Here is a 14,530-nt window from a genome sequence, read left to right as displayed (position 1 = left end):
CGTCGCGGATGTGCGCTAATGCGTATAATTTTAACGGCTATTTCCCGTTTGCTCAATCTATACGCAAAGAAGTTTAGATGTCCAGATGTATTGACGTCTATTATAACAATGATTACTCTGAGGTCTGACTTTCACTGACTCAGCCCAGGAACTTCTCAACATGACGCGTAAACAGGCCACCATCGCAGTGCGTAGCGGGTTAAACGACGACGAGCAGTACGGTTGCGTTGTCCCGCCGATTCACCTTTCCAGCACCTATAACTTTACCGGTTTTAATGAACCTCGTGCACATGATTACTCTCGACGTGGTAATCCCACGCGCGATGTGGTCCAGCGTGCGCTGGCGGAGCTTGAAGGCGGCGCAGGCGCGGTGCTCACCAATACCGGCATGTCGGCAATTCACCTGGTGACGACGGTGTTTCTGAAGCCAGGCGATCTGCTGGTGGCACCACATGACTGTTACGGCGGCAGTTACCGTTTATTCGACAGCCTGGCAAAACGTGGCTGCTATCGCGTGTTGTTTGTGGATCAAGGTGATGAACAGGCTCTGCGGGCCGCGCTGGCAGAAAAACCCAAACTGGTGTTGGTGGAAAGCCCAAGTAATCCATTGTTACGCGTAGTGGATATTGCGAAAATCTGCACGCTGGCGCGTGAGGTTGGTGCGGTAAGCGTTGTGGACAACACGTTTTTAAGTCCGGCGTTGCAAAATCCGCTGGCATTGGGCGCCGATCTGGTGTTGCATTCATGCACTAAATATCTGAACGGTCACTCAGATGTGGTGGCGGGCGTGGTGATTGCCAAAGATCCGGATACGGTGACGGAACTGGCGTGGTGGGCGAATAATATCGGCGTCACCGGCGGCGCGTTTGATAGCTACCTGTTGTTGCGTGGGCTGCGTACATTGTCGCCGCGTATGGAGGTGGCTCAACGCAATGCGCAGGCCGTTGTTGATTATCTGCAAACTCAGCCGCTGGTGAAAAAACTGTATCATCCGTCTTTGCCAGAGAATCAGGGGCATGAGATTGCTGCGCGCCAGCAAAAAGGCTTTGGCGCCATGTTGAGTTTTGAACTGGATGGCGATGAGCAGACGTTACGCCGCTTCCTGAGTGGGCTGTCCCTGTTTACGCTGGCGGAATCTTTAGGGGGCGTTGAGAGTCTGATCTCTCATGCCGCGACGATGACGCATGCGGGCATGGCACCGGAAGCGCGTGCCGCCGCCGGGATCTCCGAGACGTTGCTGCGTATCTCCACGGGTATTGAAGATGGCGAAGATTTAATTGCCGACCTGGAAAATGGCTTCCGGGCTGCAAACAAGGGGTAAACATGAGTGTGATTGCGCAGGCAGGGACGACGGGTCGTCAACTGCATAAATTTGGTGGCAGTAGTCTGGCAGACGTGAAATGTTATCTGCGTGTCGCAGGCATCATGGCGGAGTACTCGCAGCCCGACGATATGATGGTCGTTTCCGCCGCAGGCAGTACCACCAACCAGTTGATTAGCTGGCTGAAATTAAGCCAGACCGACAGACTCTCTGCGCATCAGGTTCAGCAGACGTTGCGTCGCTATCAGAGCGATCTTATCAATGGATTATTACCGACAGAGGTTGCAGATGAGCTGCAGAGCGCCTTCGTCAATGACCTGGAACGGCTGGCGGGTTTACTCGACAGCGGTGTGACTGATGCCGTTTATGCGGAAGTGGTCGGGCATGGTGAAGTGTGGTCGGCGCGTCTGATGTCGGCGGTGCTTAACCAACAGGGACTGGCGTCCGCATGGCTGGACGCGCGTGAGTTTTTACGCGCTGAGCGCGCCGCACAGCCGCAGGTGGATGAGGGGCTTTCCTATCCATTATTGCAGCAACTGCTGGCACAGCACCCAGGAAAACGTCTGGTGGTGACCGGCTTTATCAGCCGCTGTAATGCGGGCGAAACGGTACTGTTGGGCCGTAACGGTTCTGACTACTCTGCCACGCAAATTGGCGCTCTGGCTGGCGCCTCCCGCGTCACTATCTGGAGCGATGTGGCCGGGGTGTACAGTGCCGACCCGCGTAAAGTGAAAGACGCCTGCCTGTTACCGCTGCTGCGTCTGGATGAAGCCAGTGAACTGGCGCGTCTGGCGGCGCCGGTTCTGCATGCCCGCACGTTGCAGCCGGTCTCCGGGAGCGATATCGATCTGCAACTGCGCTGTAGCTACACGCCGGACCAGGGTTCCACCCGTATTGAACGCGTGCTGGCCTCCGGCACAGGCGCGCGTATTGTGACCAGCCATGATGATGTCTGCCTGATCGAGTTTCAGGTGCCTGCAAGCCAGGATTTTAAGCTGGCGTACAAAGACATCGACCAGATTCTGAAACGGGCGCAGGTGCGTCCGCTGGCGGTTGGCGTCCATAATGACCGCCAGTTGCTGCAGTTTTGCTATACCTCCGAAGTGGCCGACAGCGCGCTGAAAATCCTCGACGAAGCGGGTTTACCGGGCGAGCTGCGTTTGCGTCAGGGGCTGGCGCTGGTGGCTATGGTCGGGGCTGGCGTCACCCGTAATCCGCTGCACTGCCACCGTTTCTGGCAGCAGTTGAAAGGCCAGCCCGTTGAGTTTACCTGGCAGTCGGAAGAGGGTATCAGTCTGGTGGCGGTACTGCGCACCGGGCCAACCGAGAGCCTGATTCAGGGCTTGCACCAGTCAATTTTCCGGGCGGAAAAGCGGATCGGCCTGATGCTGTTTGGCAAAGGCAACATCGGCTCACGTTGGCTGGAACTGTTTGCCCGCGAGCAAAGCACGCTCTCGGCGCGTACCGGTTTTGAATTCGTGCTGGCTGGCGTGGTGGACAGCCGCCGTAGCCTGCTGAACTACGAAGGGCTGGATGCCAGCCGTGCGCTGGCATTCTTTAACGACGAAGCCATTGAACAGGATGAAGAGTCGCTGTTTTTGTGGATGCGTGCGCACCCGTATGACGATCTGGTGGTGCTGGATGTGACGGCCAGTGAGCAACTGGCCGATCAGTATCTTGATTTTGCCAGCCACGGTTTCCACGTGATCAGCGCCAACAAGCTGGCAGGGGCGAGCACCAGCGATAAGTATCGCCAGATCCATGACGCGTTTGAAAAAACCGGTCGTCACTGGTTGTACAACGCCACCGTGGGTGCCGGTTTGCCGATCAACCACACGGTGCGCGATCTGATCGACAGTGGCGATACCATTCTGTCGATCAGCGGGATCTTCTCCGGCACGCTATCGTGGCTGTTCCTGCAATTTGACGGCACGGTTCCTTTTACCGATTTGGTGGATCAAGCGTGGCAACAGGGGCTGACTGAGCCCGATCCGCGCGTTGACCTTTCCGGTAAAGATGTGATGCGCAAACTGGTGATTCTGGCGCGTGAAGCGGGCTACGACATCGAACCGGATCAGGTGCGCGTAGAGTCGCTGGTGCCTGCGCATTGCGAAGAGGGCTCAATCGACCATTTCTTTGAGAGTGGCGATGAGCTGAATGAGCAGATGGTACAGCGTCTGGAAGCCGCCCGCGAAATGGGGCTGGTACTGCGCTATGTGGCGCGTTTCGATGCCAACGGCAAAGCGCGCGTCGGCGTGGAAGCAGTGCGTGCGGAACACCCGCTGGCGGCGCTGCTGCCGTGTGATAACGTGTTCGCCATCGAAAGCCGCTGGTATCGCGATAACCCGCTGGTTATTCGCGGTCCGGGTGCGGGCCGTGACGTGACCGCCGGGGCCATTCAGTCAGACATTAACCGTCTGGCGCAACTGCTGTAGTCTTGCGCCGCCTCCGGCCTACGTTAAACACCACTCGTAGGCCGGATAAACGCAGCGCCGTCCGGCGTATTTATTGCCTGGCAAACACCTCTTTTGCGGCGAACAGGCCGTTCAATGCGGCCGGAAAACCGGCGTAAACCGCCATCTGCATTATCACCTCAATAATCTCCTCTTGTGTTAACCCAACGTGCAGTGCCGCGGCGATATGCACCTTCAACTGTGGCGTGGCGTTCCCCAGTGCAGTTAATGCGGCGACGGTAGCAATCTCCCGACTGCGTAAATCCAGTCCCGGACGAGAATAGATATCGCCGAAAGGAAATTCGATCAGGTAGCGAGCGAAGTCCGGCGCTATATCTTGCAAACTTTCGACGACGGCATCACCACCTTTGCCATCCACCTGTTGCAACATGTCCTGACCCGTTATAAAGCGTTCTGAAAGCATCTCATCTTCCTCGTTTGTTCAGTAGGTAGCGTGAGGATAGGGGACGCGGAATGATTTGGATAATACCGTTTCCGTGATACCTTTTCGGTATGACAACGACGCCTCTGCACTCTCTGGATATTCGCCAACTGCACTACTTTTCCGTGGTGGCGGAAGAGAACAACATGAGCCGCGCCGCACAGCGTCTATTTATGTCGCAGCCGCCGCTCAGCCGCCATATACGCCAGCTCGAAGACCGCCTGGGGGTGACGTTATTTGTCCGTCATACTAAAGGCCTTACGCTGACGGAGGAGGGAAGGAGGGTGCTGGAGATCATTCGTCCGCTGCTGGCGCAGCAAGAAAAAACGTACGCTGCTCTTCATCAGCTCACACAATCTGGCGTACCGTCGCTGCGGCTAGGATTAACAACGGCATTTGAGCAAGGGATTTTCGCGTCTCTGGAAACGCAGCTTAATACGCGTGTTGAGACACTGAATATGGTGCGCCATGGTTCACCTGAACTGGTGCGTCAGGTACGGCGCGGGAAGCTGGATGCCGCGTTGGTGGCGCTGCCGCTTGAGGCAGCAGGTCTGGACGTCACACCGCTCAACTGGCATGAGCCGCTGATTGCTGCCATCCCCGAATCCTGGCCAGAAGCGGGCAGGGAACCGCTCTCTTTAACGGCGCTTAATCACCGGCCACTTTTCTGGTTTAAACGTGAACGTAACCCCGCATTCTTCGACTATACTCGGAATGTTTTTCATCGCGTCGATTACGTTCCTTCCTGCCTTGAAGAGCCATTGGAGCATGACGTGCTGCTCGCGCGCATTGCGCATGGCGATGGTCTGAGTTTGCTCCCAGCCTCTTTTGCCGCTATTCAGCGTCAGGGGGTGGTTTTCCGCGCGTTGAACGACAACACATTGCGTATCACTGCCGGGTTGGTGATGTTGCCTGAGAACGCTGCACGACTGGAGTGGCTTAAAGCAGAGATGCTGCAATCCCTTGCTTGTTCGGGCTAACTTGAATTATTTTCATCTTCACTGAGGATTCCTCACCATTAATGGTGATTTTTCGGTTGACGCCACGCCGCTTTTCCGTCATTTTTACATCTAGACGTCTAAATGGATAGATGTTCACAACACAACATATAATGACAAAAGATTGATGAGGTAAGGTATGAGCTTTTTTCACGCCAACCAGCGGGAAGCCCTGAATCAGAGCCTGGCAGAAGTGCAGGGTCAGATTAACGTTTCGTTCGAATTCTTCCCGCCGCGCACCAGTGAAATGGAGCAGACCTTGTGGAACTCCATCGATCGCCTGAGCAGCCTGAAGCCAAAATTTGTTTCTGTGACTTACGGTGCCAACTCGGGTGAGCGCGACCGTACGCACAGCATTATTAAAGGGATTAAGGATCGTACCGGTCTGGAAGCGGCACCGCACCTGACCTGTATCGATGCGACACGTGATGAACTGCGCGCGATTGCGCAGGATTACTGGGATAACGGTATTCGCCATATCGTTGCGCTGCGTGGCGATCTGCCGCCGGGCAGCGGTAAGCCGGAGATGTATGCTGCTGACCTGGTGGGATTGCTGAAAGAGGTTGCGGACTTTGATATCTCCGTAGCCGCCTACCCGGAAGTGCATCCTGAAGCGAAAAGCGCCCAGGCCGATCTGCTCAACCTGAAGCGCAAAGTGGATGCCGGTGCCAGCCGTGCGATCACGCAGTTTTTCTTTGATGTGGAAAGTTATCTGCGTTTTCGCGATCGCTGTGTCTCTGCGGGTATCGATGTTGAAATCATTCCGGGCATCCTGCCGGTTTCCAACTTTAAGCAAGCGAAGAAGTTTGCTGATATGACCAACGTGCGTATTCCGGCCTGGATGTCACAAATGTTTGATGGCCTGGACGATGACGCGGAAACCCGCAAACTGGTCGGCGCGAATATCGCGATGGACATGGTGAAGATTCTAAGTCGTGAAGGGGTAAAAGATTTTCACTTCTACACGCTGAACCGGGCAGAGATGAGTTATGCCATTTGCCACACGCTGGGTGTAAGGCCTGGTGTATAAAATGCCTCGGCCCTCTTCGGAGGGCTTTTTTTCGATCACATTGATCTACATCTGTGTAACTAAAAATATAAAAGGTATCAGCTATCGAATCTGTGGATTATTTCGACTATATCTTATCTCTGGTGGTGTATATCGTAGTTAGAACACTGTAAAGGGAGCATATAGATGAGTATGTCCGACGATAGCCAGAACAACGTATCCGCCGGGAAGTGTCCTTTCCATCACACAAGCCCGGACCAGAGCGCAGGCGCTGGTACGAATAACCGCGATTGGTGGCCAAAGCAACTTCGCGTTGACCTCCTTAATCAACACTCCAACCGTTCGAACCCGCTGGGTGAAGACTTCGACTACCGTAAAGAATTTAGCAAACTCGACTATTCCGCTCTGAAAGGGGATCTCAAAGCACTCCTGTCCGACTCGCAGCCGTGGTGGCCTGCGGATTGGGGCTCCTATGCTGGTCTCTTTATTCGCATGGCGTGGCACGGTGCGGGGACTTACCGTTCTGTGGATGGTCGTGGTGGCGCCGGGCGCGGACAGCAACGTTTTGCGCCTTTGAACTCCTGGCCGGATAACGTCAGCCTGGACAAAGCACGCCGTCTGCTGTGGCCTATCAAACAGAAATATGGCCAGAAAATCTCATGGGCCGACCTGTTTATTTTGGCGGGTAACGTCGCGCTGGAAAACTCAGGTTTCCGTACCTTTGGTTTCGGTGCCGGTCGTGAAGATGTGTGGGAACCGGATCTCGACGTCAACTGGGGTGATGAGAAAGCGTGGCTGACCCATCGCGACCCGGAAGCCCTGGCAAAACGTCCGTTAGCTGCCACCGAAATGGGGCTGATCTACGTCAACCCGGAAGGGCCAAACGCCAGCGGGGAACCTCTCTCTGCGGCAGATGCTATTCGCGCCACCTTCGGCAACATGGGGATGGACGACGAAGAAACCGTGGCGCTCATCGCGGGCGGACATACGCTGGGTAAAACTCACGGCGCAGCCTCTGCATCGCATGTGGGCGCGGACCCGGAAGCGGCGCCAATTGAGCAACAAGGTTTAGGCTGGAAGAGCAGTTACGGTACCGGCGTTGGGGCGGATGCCATTACCTCCGGTCTGGAAGTGGTCTGGTCACAGACGCCAACCCAGTGGAGCAATTATTTCTTCGAAAACCTGTTCAAATACGAATGGGTGCAGACGCGCAGCCCGGCGGGTGCGATCCAGTTTGAAGCGGTCGACGCGCCTGAAATTATTCCGGATCCGTTTGATCCTTCGAAGAAACGCAAACCTACCATGCTGGTGACAGACCTGACGCTGCGTTTCGATCCGGAATTCGAGAAAATTTCCCGTCGTTTCCTGAACGATCCTCAGGCATTTAACGAAGCCTTTGCGCGTGCCTGGTTCAAACTGACGCACAGAGATATGGGGCCAAAAGCGCGTTACATTGGACCGGAAGTGCCGAAAGAAGATCTGATCTGGCAAGATCCGCTGCCGCAGCCGGTATTCAATCCGACTCAGGAAGACATTATTCACCTGAAGTCGGCGATTGCGGGTTCCGGGCTTACCGTCAGCGAACTGGTGTCGGTAGCATGGGCATCGGCATCGACCTTCCGTGGTGGCGATAAACGCGGTGGCGCCAACGGTGCGCGGCTGGCATTGGATCCACAGAGATACTGGGATGTTAACGCGACAGCAGCCCGCGTTCTGCCTGTCCTGGAAGGCATTCAGAAATCTTCCGGTAAAGCCTCACTGGCCGATATTATCGTTCTGGCGGGCGTGGTGGGCGTAGAGCAGGCAGCAAGCGCCGCAGGCGTGAGCATTAGCGTGCCGTTTACACCGGGCCGTGTTGATGCGCGTCAGGATCAAACCGACGTTGACATGTTCGAACTGCTTAAGCCTGTTGCAGATGGTTTCCGCAACTATCGCGGCGAGCCTGGCGAGGCGACAACAGAATCTCTGCTGATTGATAAAGCGCAGCAGTTGACGCTCACCGCACCAGAATTGACGGTGTTAGTGGGTGGGATGCGTGTTCTGGGCGCCAATTTTGATGGTAGCAAGCATGGCGTTTTCACCGCGCGTCCTGGCGTACTCAGCAATGATTTCTTTGTTAATTTGCTGGATATGCGTAACGAATGGAAGGCAACGGATGAGTCTGCGGAGCTGTTTGAAGGCCGCGATCGTCAAAACGGCGAAGTGAAATACACAGCGACTCGCGCTGACCTGGTGTTTGGTTCAAATGCCGTGCTGCGTGCGTTGGCGGAGGTTTATGCGTGTAGCGATGCCCACGAGAAGTTTGTGAAAGACTTTGTCGCGGCATGGGTGAAAGTGATGAACCTGGACCGTTTCGATCTGTTGTAATCCTGATGTTGATGTAAGCGGATAACACTCCAGCGGCGGCGTCATTGTCGTCGCTGAAGTGTATTTCTCAGCGTATAGTATTTGCCGGGAATGCCAATTTACTGGATTTATCATGTCAGCCTCAGGAAAGAGTCACTCACTGGCAATCAGTGGTCTTATCGTCCTCACCCTTATCTGGAGCTATAGCTGGATCTTTATGAAGCAAGTCACGAGCTATATTGGCGCGTTCGACTTCACTTCACTGCGCTGTATCTTTGGAGCCTTAATCTTATTTATCGTACTGCTGTTGCGCGGCCGCGGGATGCGTCCGACGCCGTTCAAATACACGCTGGCGATTGCGCTATTACAGACCTGCGGCATGATAGGGCTGGCGCAGTGGGCGCTGATGAGCGGCGGTGCGGGAAAGGTGGCGATTCTGACGTATACCATGCCGTTTTGGGTGGTGATTCTGGCGGCGCTGTTTCTGGGCGAACGGCTACGGCGTTTGCAATATGCGGCGATTATGATTGCGGCAATCGGTTTACTGCTAGTGATGCAGCCGTGGCAACTGGATTATTCCTCGCTGAAAAGCGCGTTGCTGGCGATCCTCTCCGGGGTAAGCTGGGGAGCGAGCGCCATTGTCGCCAAGCGGATGTATGCCCGCCATCCTCGCATCGATTTACTCGCGTTGACCGCATGGCAGATGTTGTATGCGGCGCTGATCATGAGTCTGGTTGCATGGTGGGTTCCGCAGCCTGAAGTTGACTGGCAGCCCATCGTATTCTGGGCGCTGGGCTATAGCGCTATTCTGGCGACGGCACTGGCCTGGAGTTTATGGTTGTTTGTTCTGAGGAATCTGCCCGCCAGTATTGCCAGTTTAAGTACCCTTGCGGTTCCGGTGTGCGGCGTTTTGTTTTCCTGGTGGCTGCTTGGTGAAAATCCCGGCGTCGTTGAAGGCGGCGGCATTGTGCTGATCGTCCTGGCGCTGGCGATCGTCAGCTATAAAAAGCGTGAGGCGCAGGTGCAAAAGGTGACGTCAGCGTCGTAAAGGCAATCTCTCGCCGATAATCAGCAGCGAAAATAGCATAAAAAAACGCCCGGACATTGCCTGACACCGTTCACTTAAGCCAATGAATGAGGGGAAACACCGGGATTGGGTTCCCGGAGGGACGCCAACCCGGTGGTCGCCCCGGATATCTCAGTCTTACGCTAACGGTGTTAGGAAAACGCCGGGAGTCTCAGTCGGGTTTTATTCCCATTCTTGCAGGAAACGCTGACCATACTGGTCGGCAACCAACAAGGCGGCATAGACCTCATCCGGCGTCGCGCCGCCAGGCATATTGTGAATTGTTTCGCCTTCTGCGCAAGATGCTTGCGCCACCGTACGCATTTTTGCCGGAATATCTTGTTTAATATCCAGCTGCGCCAGGGTAATCGGCAAACCGACGGAATGGCACAACGCGGCAACGGTTTCGATCTCTTCGACCGGCGCATTTTCCAGTACCAGTTGCGTCAGCGTCCCGAAAGCGACTTTTTCACCGTGATAGAAGTGATGCGCGTCCGGAATGGCCGTCAGACCGTTGTGAATGGCATGCGCTGCCGCCAGACCGCCGCTTTCAAAGCCCACGCCGCTCAGATAGGTGTTGGCTTCGATGACGCGTTCCAGTGCTGGTGTCACGACATGCTGCTCAGCGGCCAGCATGGCTTTTTCACCTTCCTCGATCAGCGTGTTGTAGCACAGTTCGGCCAGCGCCAGCGCCGCCTGCGTACATTTACCGCCCGCCATAGTTGTCGCGCCGCTACGTGAACAGGCACGGGCTTCAAACCAGGTCGCCAGCGCATCGCCGATCCCTGCCGCTAACAGACGCGCAGGCGCGCCGGCAACGATTTTGGTATCAACAATGACCATCTGCGGGTTGTGTGGCAGCATCAGGTAGCGGTCGAACTCACCCTCGTCTGTGTAGATAACGGAGAGCGCGCTGCACGGCGCGTCGGTCGAAGCAATGGTCGGTGCAATGGCCACCGGAATTCCCATAAAGTGAGCCAAGGCTTTTGCGGTATCCAGCGTTTTACCGCCGCCGATACCCAGCACCGCGCCGCACTGCGCTTTTTCAGCCACGCCACGCAGGCGATCAATTTCATTTTGCGAACATTCACCGCCAAACGGTGCAATTTCCAGTACCAGTTCGGCATCTTTAAAGCTTTTTTCCAGGGCCGTCTGGGCAAAACCTAAGACAAATTTGTCGCCGACCACCAGCCAGCGTTCTGCCATCGGTTTGAGGTAGTCGCCAAGACGGGTGATGACATCAGCACCCTGTATGTATTTACCAGGTGATTGAATAATGCGGTCCATACTCTATTTCCCTCTTTTATCCGTCATAATTCAGGCTGCAGATGCGTTGGCTTTTTAGTTACTCGTCTCATCCATGAGACTCGCCCTTATGGGCCGCCGCTCCGCGACGTTCAAATCTGTTCCTGACAGATTTGTCGCTCACCCCAGTCACTTACTGATGTAAGCTCCTGGGGATTCGCTGCGTCGCCGCCTTTCTGCCGCGTGAATTATTTAGCCTAAAAATGAATGCTTCCAAATGCGTTTTTCCAGTCCTGCTCAAACTTCTCTATAGCCGACTCTACCGCAGGGGTATTCAGCATTTGTTGCGCTACATCTAAAGGCAGGGTGATTGCTTCACATCCTGCCAACAGGCAATCCAGCGCCTGGCGCGGGGTTTTGAAGCTGGCGGCGAGCACCATGCTTTCTGGCGCGTGAAGTTCCAGTAAGGTTTGCAGTTCCTGTACCGTACGAATGCCGTCACCGCCCTGGGCATCAATGCGGTTCACATAAGGGGCGATATATTTCGCGCCAGCCAGCGCGGCAAGTAGCCCTTGCGCTGCGCTGTACACTGCGGTACCCAGCGTTGTAATGCCTTCTTTTTTGAGCTGTTTTATGGCGGCTAACCCTTCGGAAGTGACCGGGATTTTCACCACGATCCCCGGAACCGCATCGCTCAGCTGTTTGGCCTCTTTCACCATGCCTTGCGCGTCGCGGCTCATTGTCTGAGCAAACAGAGTCCCTTCTTCACCTATGGCTTTTTGCAGTTGGGGCAGCACATCCCAGATGGATGTTTTGCTGGCTGCCACGATACTGGGGTTCGTCGTCACCCCAGCGATAGGAAAGAGACGCGCCAGACGTTTAACTTCCGCCACGTTGGCGGTATCCAGATACAGTTCCATAATTTTTCCTTTACAGTTCCAGTTCGTGTTGCAGCAGGCTGGCAATCGCATCGACAGAGGCCGCGTTAACCAGCGCATGACGGAATTCTTCGTGCATGATGCGGCGCGCCAGGCGCGAGAAGATGCGCATATGCTGGTCGCCAGCGGCGTGTTTGTTGAGTGTCAGCATGATAATGAATTGCGCCTCTTCATCGCCCCAGCGAACAGGCTCCTTCAGGCGTGCAACGCTTATCGTCGACTGCTCGATATGTTCCGATTTGCTATGCGGAATGGCGAAGTTGAAGCCCAGTCCGGTAGAAAATACGGCTTCACGCGCCCACAGATCGGCTTCGAGTTTACGCGGGTAGCGACAGCGGCTTGCCAGCAGCAGATTGTCGGTCATCCCTTTGAGCACCTCTTCTTTGCTGCGCCAGTCGCTGTCGAGTGTGATGCATTGCGCGCTGACCAGCGGAGCATCCTGCTGCGTCATGCGGAACTGCGCCAGCAGGTGTTCGACTTCCAGTGAGGTTCGACAGGCCATCGCCTGATTCAGTAGCTGGCGGCAGGCACGGCTGTCGAGTTGCGACAGTCGCGCTTTGGCGGCGGGAATGGCGGGCGCGCTCATGCTAATTTCGTCCAGACCCAGGCCAACCAGTAATGGCAGTATCGAACCTTTTGCCCCTAACTCTCCGCACAAACCAATCCATTTGCCCTGGCGATGTACAGCTTGTACTGCATAATCCAGCGCGCGCAGGAACGCCGGGTTGAGGCTGTTGTAGTGGCGGGTGACTTTGGCGTTGTCCCGGTCGACGGCCAGCAGATATTGCGTCAGGTCATTACTGCCAATGCTAAAGAAATCAATCTCTTCACAGCATTGATCGATTATGAACATCACAGATGGCACCTCCAGCATAATGCCAAACTGGATCTTCTCGTCAAAAGGCGTGTGTTCATTGCGTAGCTGCTGTTTGGCTTCCGCCAGCTTCTCTTTGACCCACAGGATCTCTTCCATTGAGGAGATCATCGGGATCATAATTTTCAGGCTACCGTGTGCTGATGCGCGCAGGATCGCCCGTAATTGCGTAGTGAATAGCGCCACATACTCTTCATAAATGCGTACCGCGCGATAGCCGAGGAAAGGGTTGGCTTCGGCCGGAATATTCAGATAATCAACGGGTTTATCGCCGCCGATATCCATCGTGCGCACAATGATGCTGCGGTCATTTGCGGACTCCAGCGCCTGGCAAAAAATGTTGTACAGCTCGTTTTCGCCGGGGGCGCTGGCTCTGTCCATATACAGCATTTCGGTACGAAACAGGCCGACCGCTTCTGCGCCGTTGTTAAAGGCGGCGTGTGCTTCTACAGAATGGGCAATGTTGGCCGCCACTTCCATACGGATACCGTCGGCGGTGCGGGCTTGCTGGGTGAGCCAGACGCGTTGCTGTTCGTACAGGGCTGCTTGCACGCGGGCTTCTTGCTGGTAATAACGGGCCACGGCTTCATCTGGCGCGACCGCCACCGCGCCAGCATTACCATCAATATAAACGGTTTGCTGGAGCCAGGGTGTTAAGGTTTCAATGCCTACGCCAACCAGCGTGGGGATATTGAATGAACGGGCCAGAATGACCGTGTGCGATGTGGTGCCGCCGCTTTTTAACAGCAGACCCTTGAGGAATGTTTTGTCCAGTTCAAGGAACTGGCTTGGCGTAAGCTCATCGGCCATGCAGATGGTCGGCTGCGTGAGCTTACCGGGCGCTGGGAAACGCTGTTCGCCATAAATTTGTTGCAGCAACTGGAAGCAGACGTCGCGTACGTCCAGCGCGCGTTCCTGTAAATAGCTGCTGCTGGAGCGGGCAAATTCGTCGCAAAAATGGCGGGCGCTTTCAACTATCGCTTCTGCGCAGCTTAATCCACGAGAAACCCCTGCCAGTAAATGCTGGCGCAAAGAGGTATCGTCTGCCAGCGAGCGGTGGGCTTCCAGGATGGCGCTGGTGGCGCCGTCGCTGTCGAGTAAGCGGAACTCAATATTCTTTATCAGCAGCGTCAAACCGTTATCCAGTGCGGACTGTTCGGTTTCCGTATCGTTAGCGGCGGGAAGATTGTCGAGCGCGTTGAGATCCAACGAGGAGAGGCGCGTCAGCACGCCCCCCGCACTGCCGCTGCAGACGGCGCGTGCGAGAAAAAGCCGCGGATTGAGTCTGGTGAGCGAGGCCGGAAGCGGCTCCATTTCGCTGTTTTTCACTTCTGTCAGCGGCGCGTCGCAGTGCGGAAATTCATCACGCAGCCACTGGCTCAGCGTTTGATGTGCGGTGTGTTCATCCGTGCCGGCGATCAGGATTTGGCAGCGATCGCCCGCCAGTGTGTCGGTACCGATCAGCGCCAGCGCACTTTTGGCATTGCCTTTACGATCGGTGCGTAAATTGTGCCATTCAATCTGCGAGGTAAAGGTATTGCACAGCGTTTCAACGTGGCTGGCCGGGCGTGCATGTACGCCATTGGGTAGCTCACAGGTAAATTCCACAATCAGGGCCATAGCCTCTCTCCCATAACGGTTTTCTGCTGACAGGATAAAAGGGCTGCGCTGCGTCCCGCCATGTGACAAATCTGCCAAAAACTGGACAAATGTAATGTAAGCAGAAAAGTGCGATGTGCTTCACAAGTCACCATTGGACGGCTATTTTTTTAGATTATGCAAGTTATGAAGCGGATCTCATTTTTGTACTGACATTACAAAAATCCAGTAAATGGCCT

10 protein-coding genes are annotated in these 14,530 nt (G+C 55.3%); 6 read left to right on the top strand and 4 right to left on the bottom strand.

The genetic code is table 11. The features are described from left to right. The first annotated feature begins 160 nt into the window (after nucleotides 1–160). Nucleotides 161–1,321: a cystathionine gamma-synthase gene (gene metB / locus NNO04_RS08090; protein ID WP_271444224.1), complete on the top strand. Its 1,161-nt coding sequence runs from the start codon at nucleotides 161–163 to the stop codon at nucleotides 1,319–1,321. A gap of 2 nt (nucleotides 1,322–1,323) precedes the next feature. Continuing rightward, nucleotides 1,324–3,756 (top strand): bifunctional aspartate kinase/homoserine dehydrogenase II, encoded by a 2,433-nt coding sequence (metL, locus tag NNO04_RS08085; protein WP_271444223.1) that lies wholly within the window; start codon nucleotides 1,324–1,326, stop codon nucleotides 3,754–3,756. A 70-nt stretch (nucleotides 3,757–3,826) separates the two neighbouring features. Here metL and NNO04_RS08080 read toward each other — a convergent pair whose 3' ends face one another. After that, on the bottom strand, nucleotides 3,827–4,198 hold the full coding sequence (locus NNO04_RS08080; protein ID WP_271444222.1) for a carboxymuconolactone decarboxylase family protein: 372 nt from the start codon (nucleotides 4,196–4,198) through the stop codon (nucleotides 3,827–3,829). 89 nt (nucleotides 4,199–4,287) lie between these two features. On the opposite strand from NNO04_RS08080, the gene NNO04_RS08075 reads away from it, so the two are divergent. The 4 genes from NNO04_RS08075 to NNO04_RS08060 all read left to right on the top strand — a co-directional run bounded on the left by NNO04_RS08075 (nucleotide 4,288) and on the right by NNO04_RS08060 (nucleotide 9,617). Then, a complete protein-coding gene (locus tag NNO04_RS08075) occupies nucleotides 4,288–5,196 on the top strand; it encodes a LysR family transcriptional regulator (protein WP_271444221.1) in 909 nt (302 codons plus the stop codon). Nucleotides 5,197–5,353: 157 nt separating this feature from the next. Then, complete coding sequence (metF, locus tag NNO04_RS08070) at nucleotides 5,354–6,244, top strand: methylenetetrahydrofolate reductase (RefSeq protein WP_271444220.1); 891 nt, start codon at nucleotides 5,354–5,356, stop codon at nucleotides 6,242–6,244. 165 nt (nucleotides 6,245–6,409) lie between these two features. Beyond that, nucleotides 6,410–8,590, top strand: coding sequence for a catalase/peroxidase HPI (gene katG, locus NNO04_RS08065; protein ID WP_271444219.1), 2,181 nt, complete (start codon nucleotides 6,410–6,412; stop codon nucleotides 8,588–8,590). 112 nt (nucleotides 8,591–8,702) lie between these two features. Then, nucleotides 8,703–9,617: a DMT family transporter gene (locus tag NNO04_RS08060; RefSeq protein ID WP_271444218.1), complete on the top strand. Its 915-nt coding sequence runs from the start codon at nucleotides 8,703–8,705 to the stop codon at nucleotides 9,615–9,617. Between the two features lie 201 nt (nucleotides 9,618–9,818). Here the strand turns inward: NNO04_RS08060 and gldA are convergent, their stop codons facing one another. From gldA to ptsP, 3 genes are all read right to left on the bottom strand, one after another. Then, nucleotides 9,819–10,922: a bifunctional L-1,2-propanediol dehydrogenase/glycerol dehydrogenase gene (gene gldA / locus NNO04_RS08055; RefSeq protein WP_162380287.1), complete on the bottom strand. Its 1,104-nt coding sequence runs from the start codon at nucleotides 10,920–10,922 to the stop codon at nucleotides 9,819–9,821. A 215-nt stretch (nucleotides 10,923–11,137) separates the two neighbouring features. After that, the gene (gene fsa / locus NNO04_RS08050) at nucleotides 11,138–11,800 is read right to left on the bottom strand and encodes a fructose-6-phosphate aldolase (RefSeq protein WP_271444217.1); all 663 of its coding nucleotides are present in this window, start codon (nucleotides 11,798–11,800) and stop codon (nucleotides 11,138–11,140) included. A gap of 10 nt (nucleotides 11,801–11,810) precedes the next feature. Then, entirely contained in the window at nucleotides 11,811–14,312 is a 2,502-nt protein-coding gene (ptsP, locus tag NNO04_RS08045; protein WP_271444216.1) for a phosphoenolpyruvate--protein phosphotransferase, read from the bottom strand. Nucleotides 14,313–14,530 lie beyond the last annotated feature (218 nt).

This window comes from Citrobacter sp. Awk 4, assembly GCF_028069725.1.
In the GTDB taxonomy this organism is placed as follows: domain Bacteria; phylum Pseudomonadota; class Gammaproteobacteria; order Enterobacterales; family Enterobacteriaceae; genus Citrobacter_D.
The sequence above is the reverse complement of the archived record's forward strand: the minus strand, read 5'-3'. Positions and strand labels throughout refer to the sequence as shown.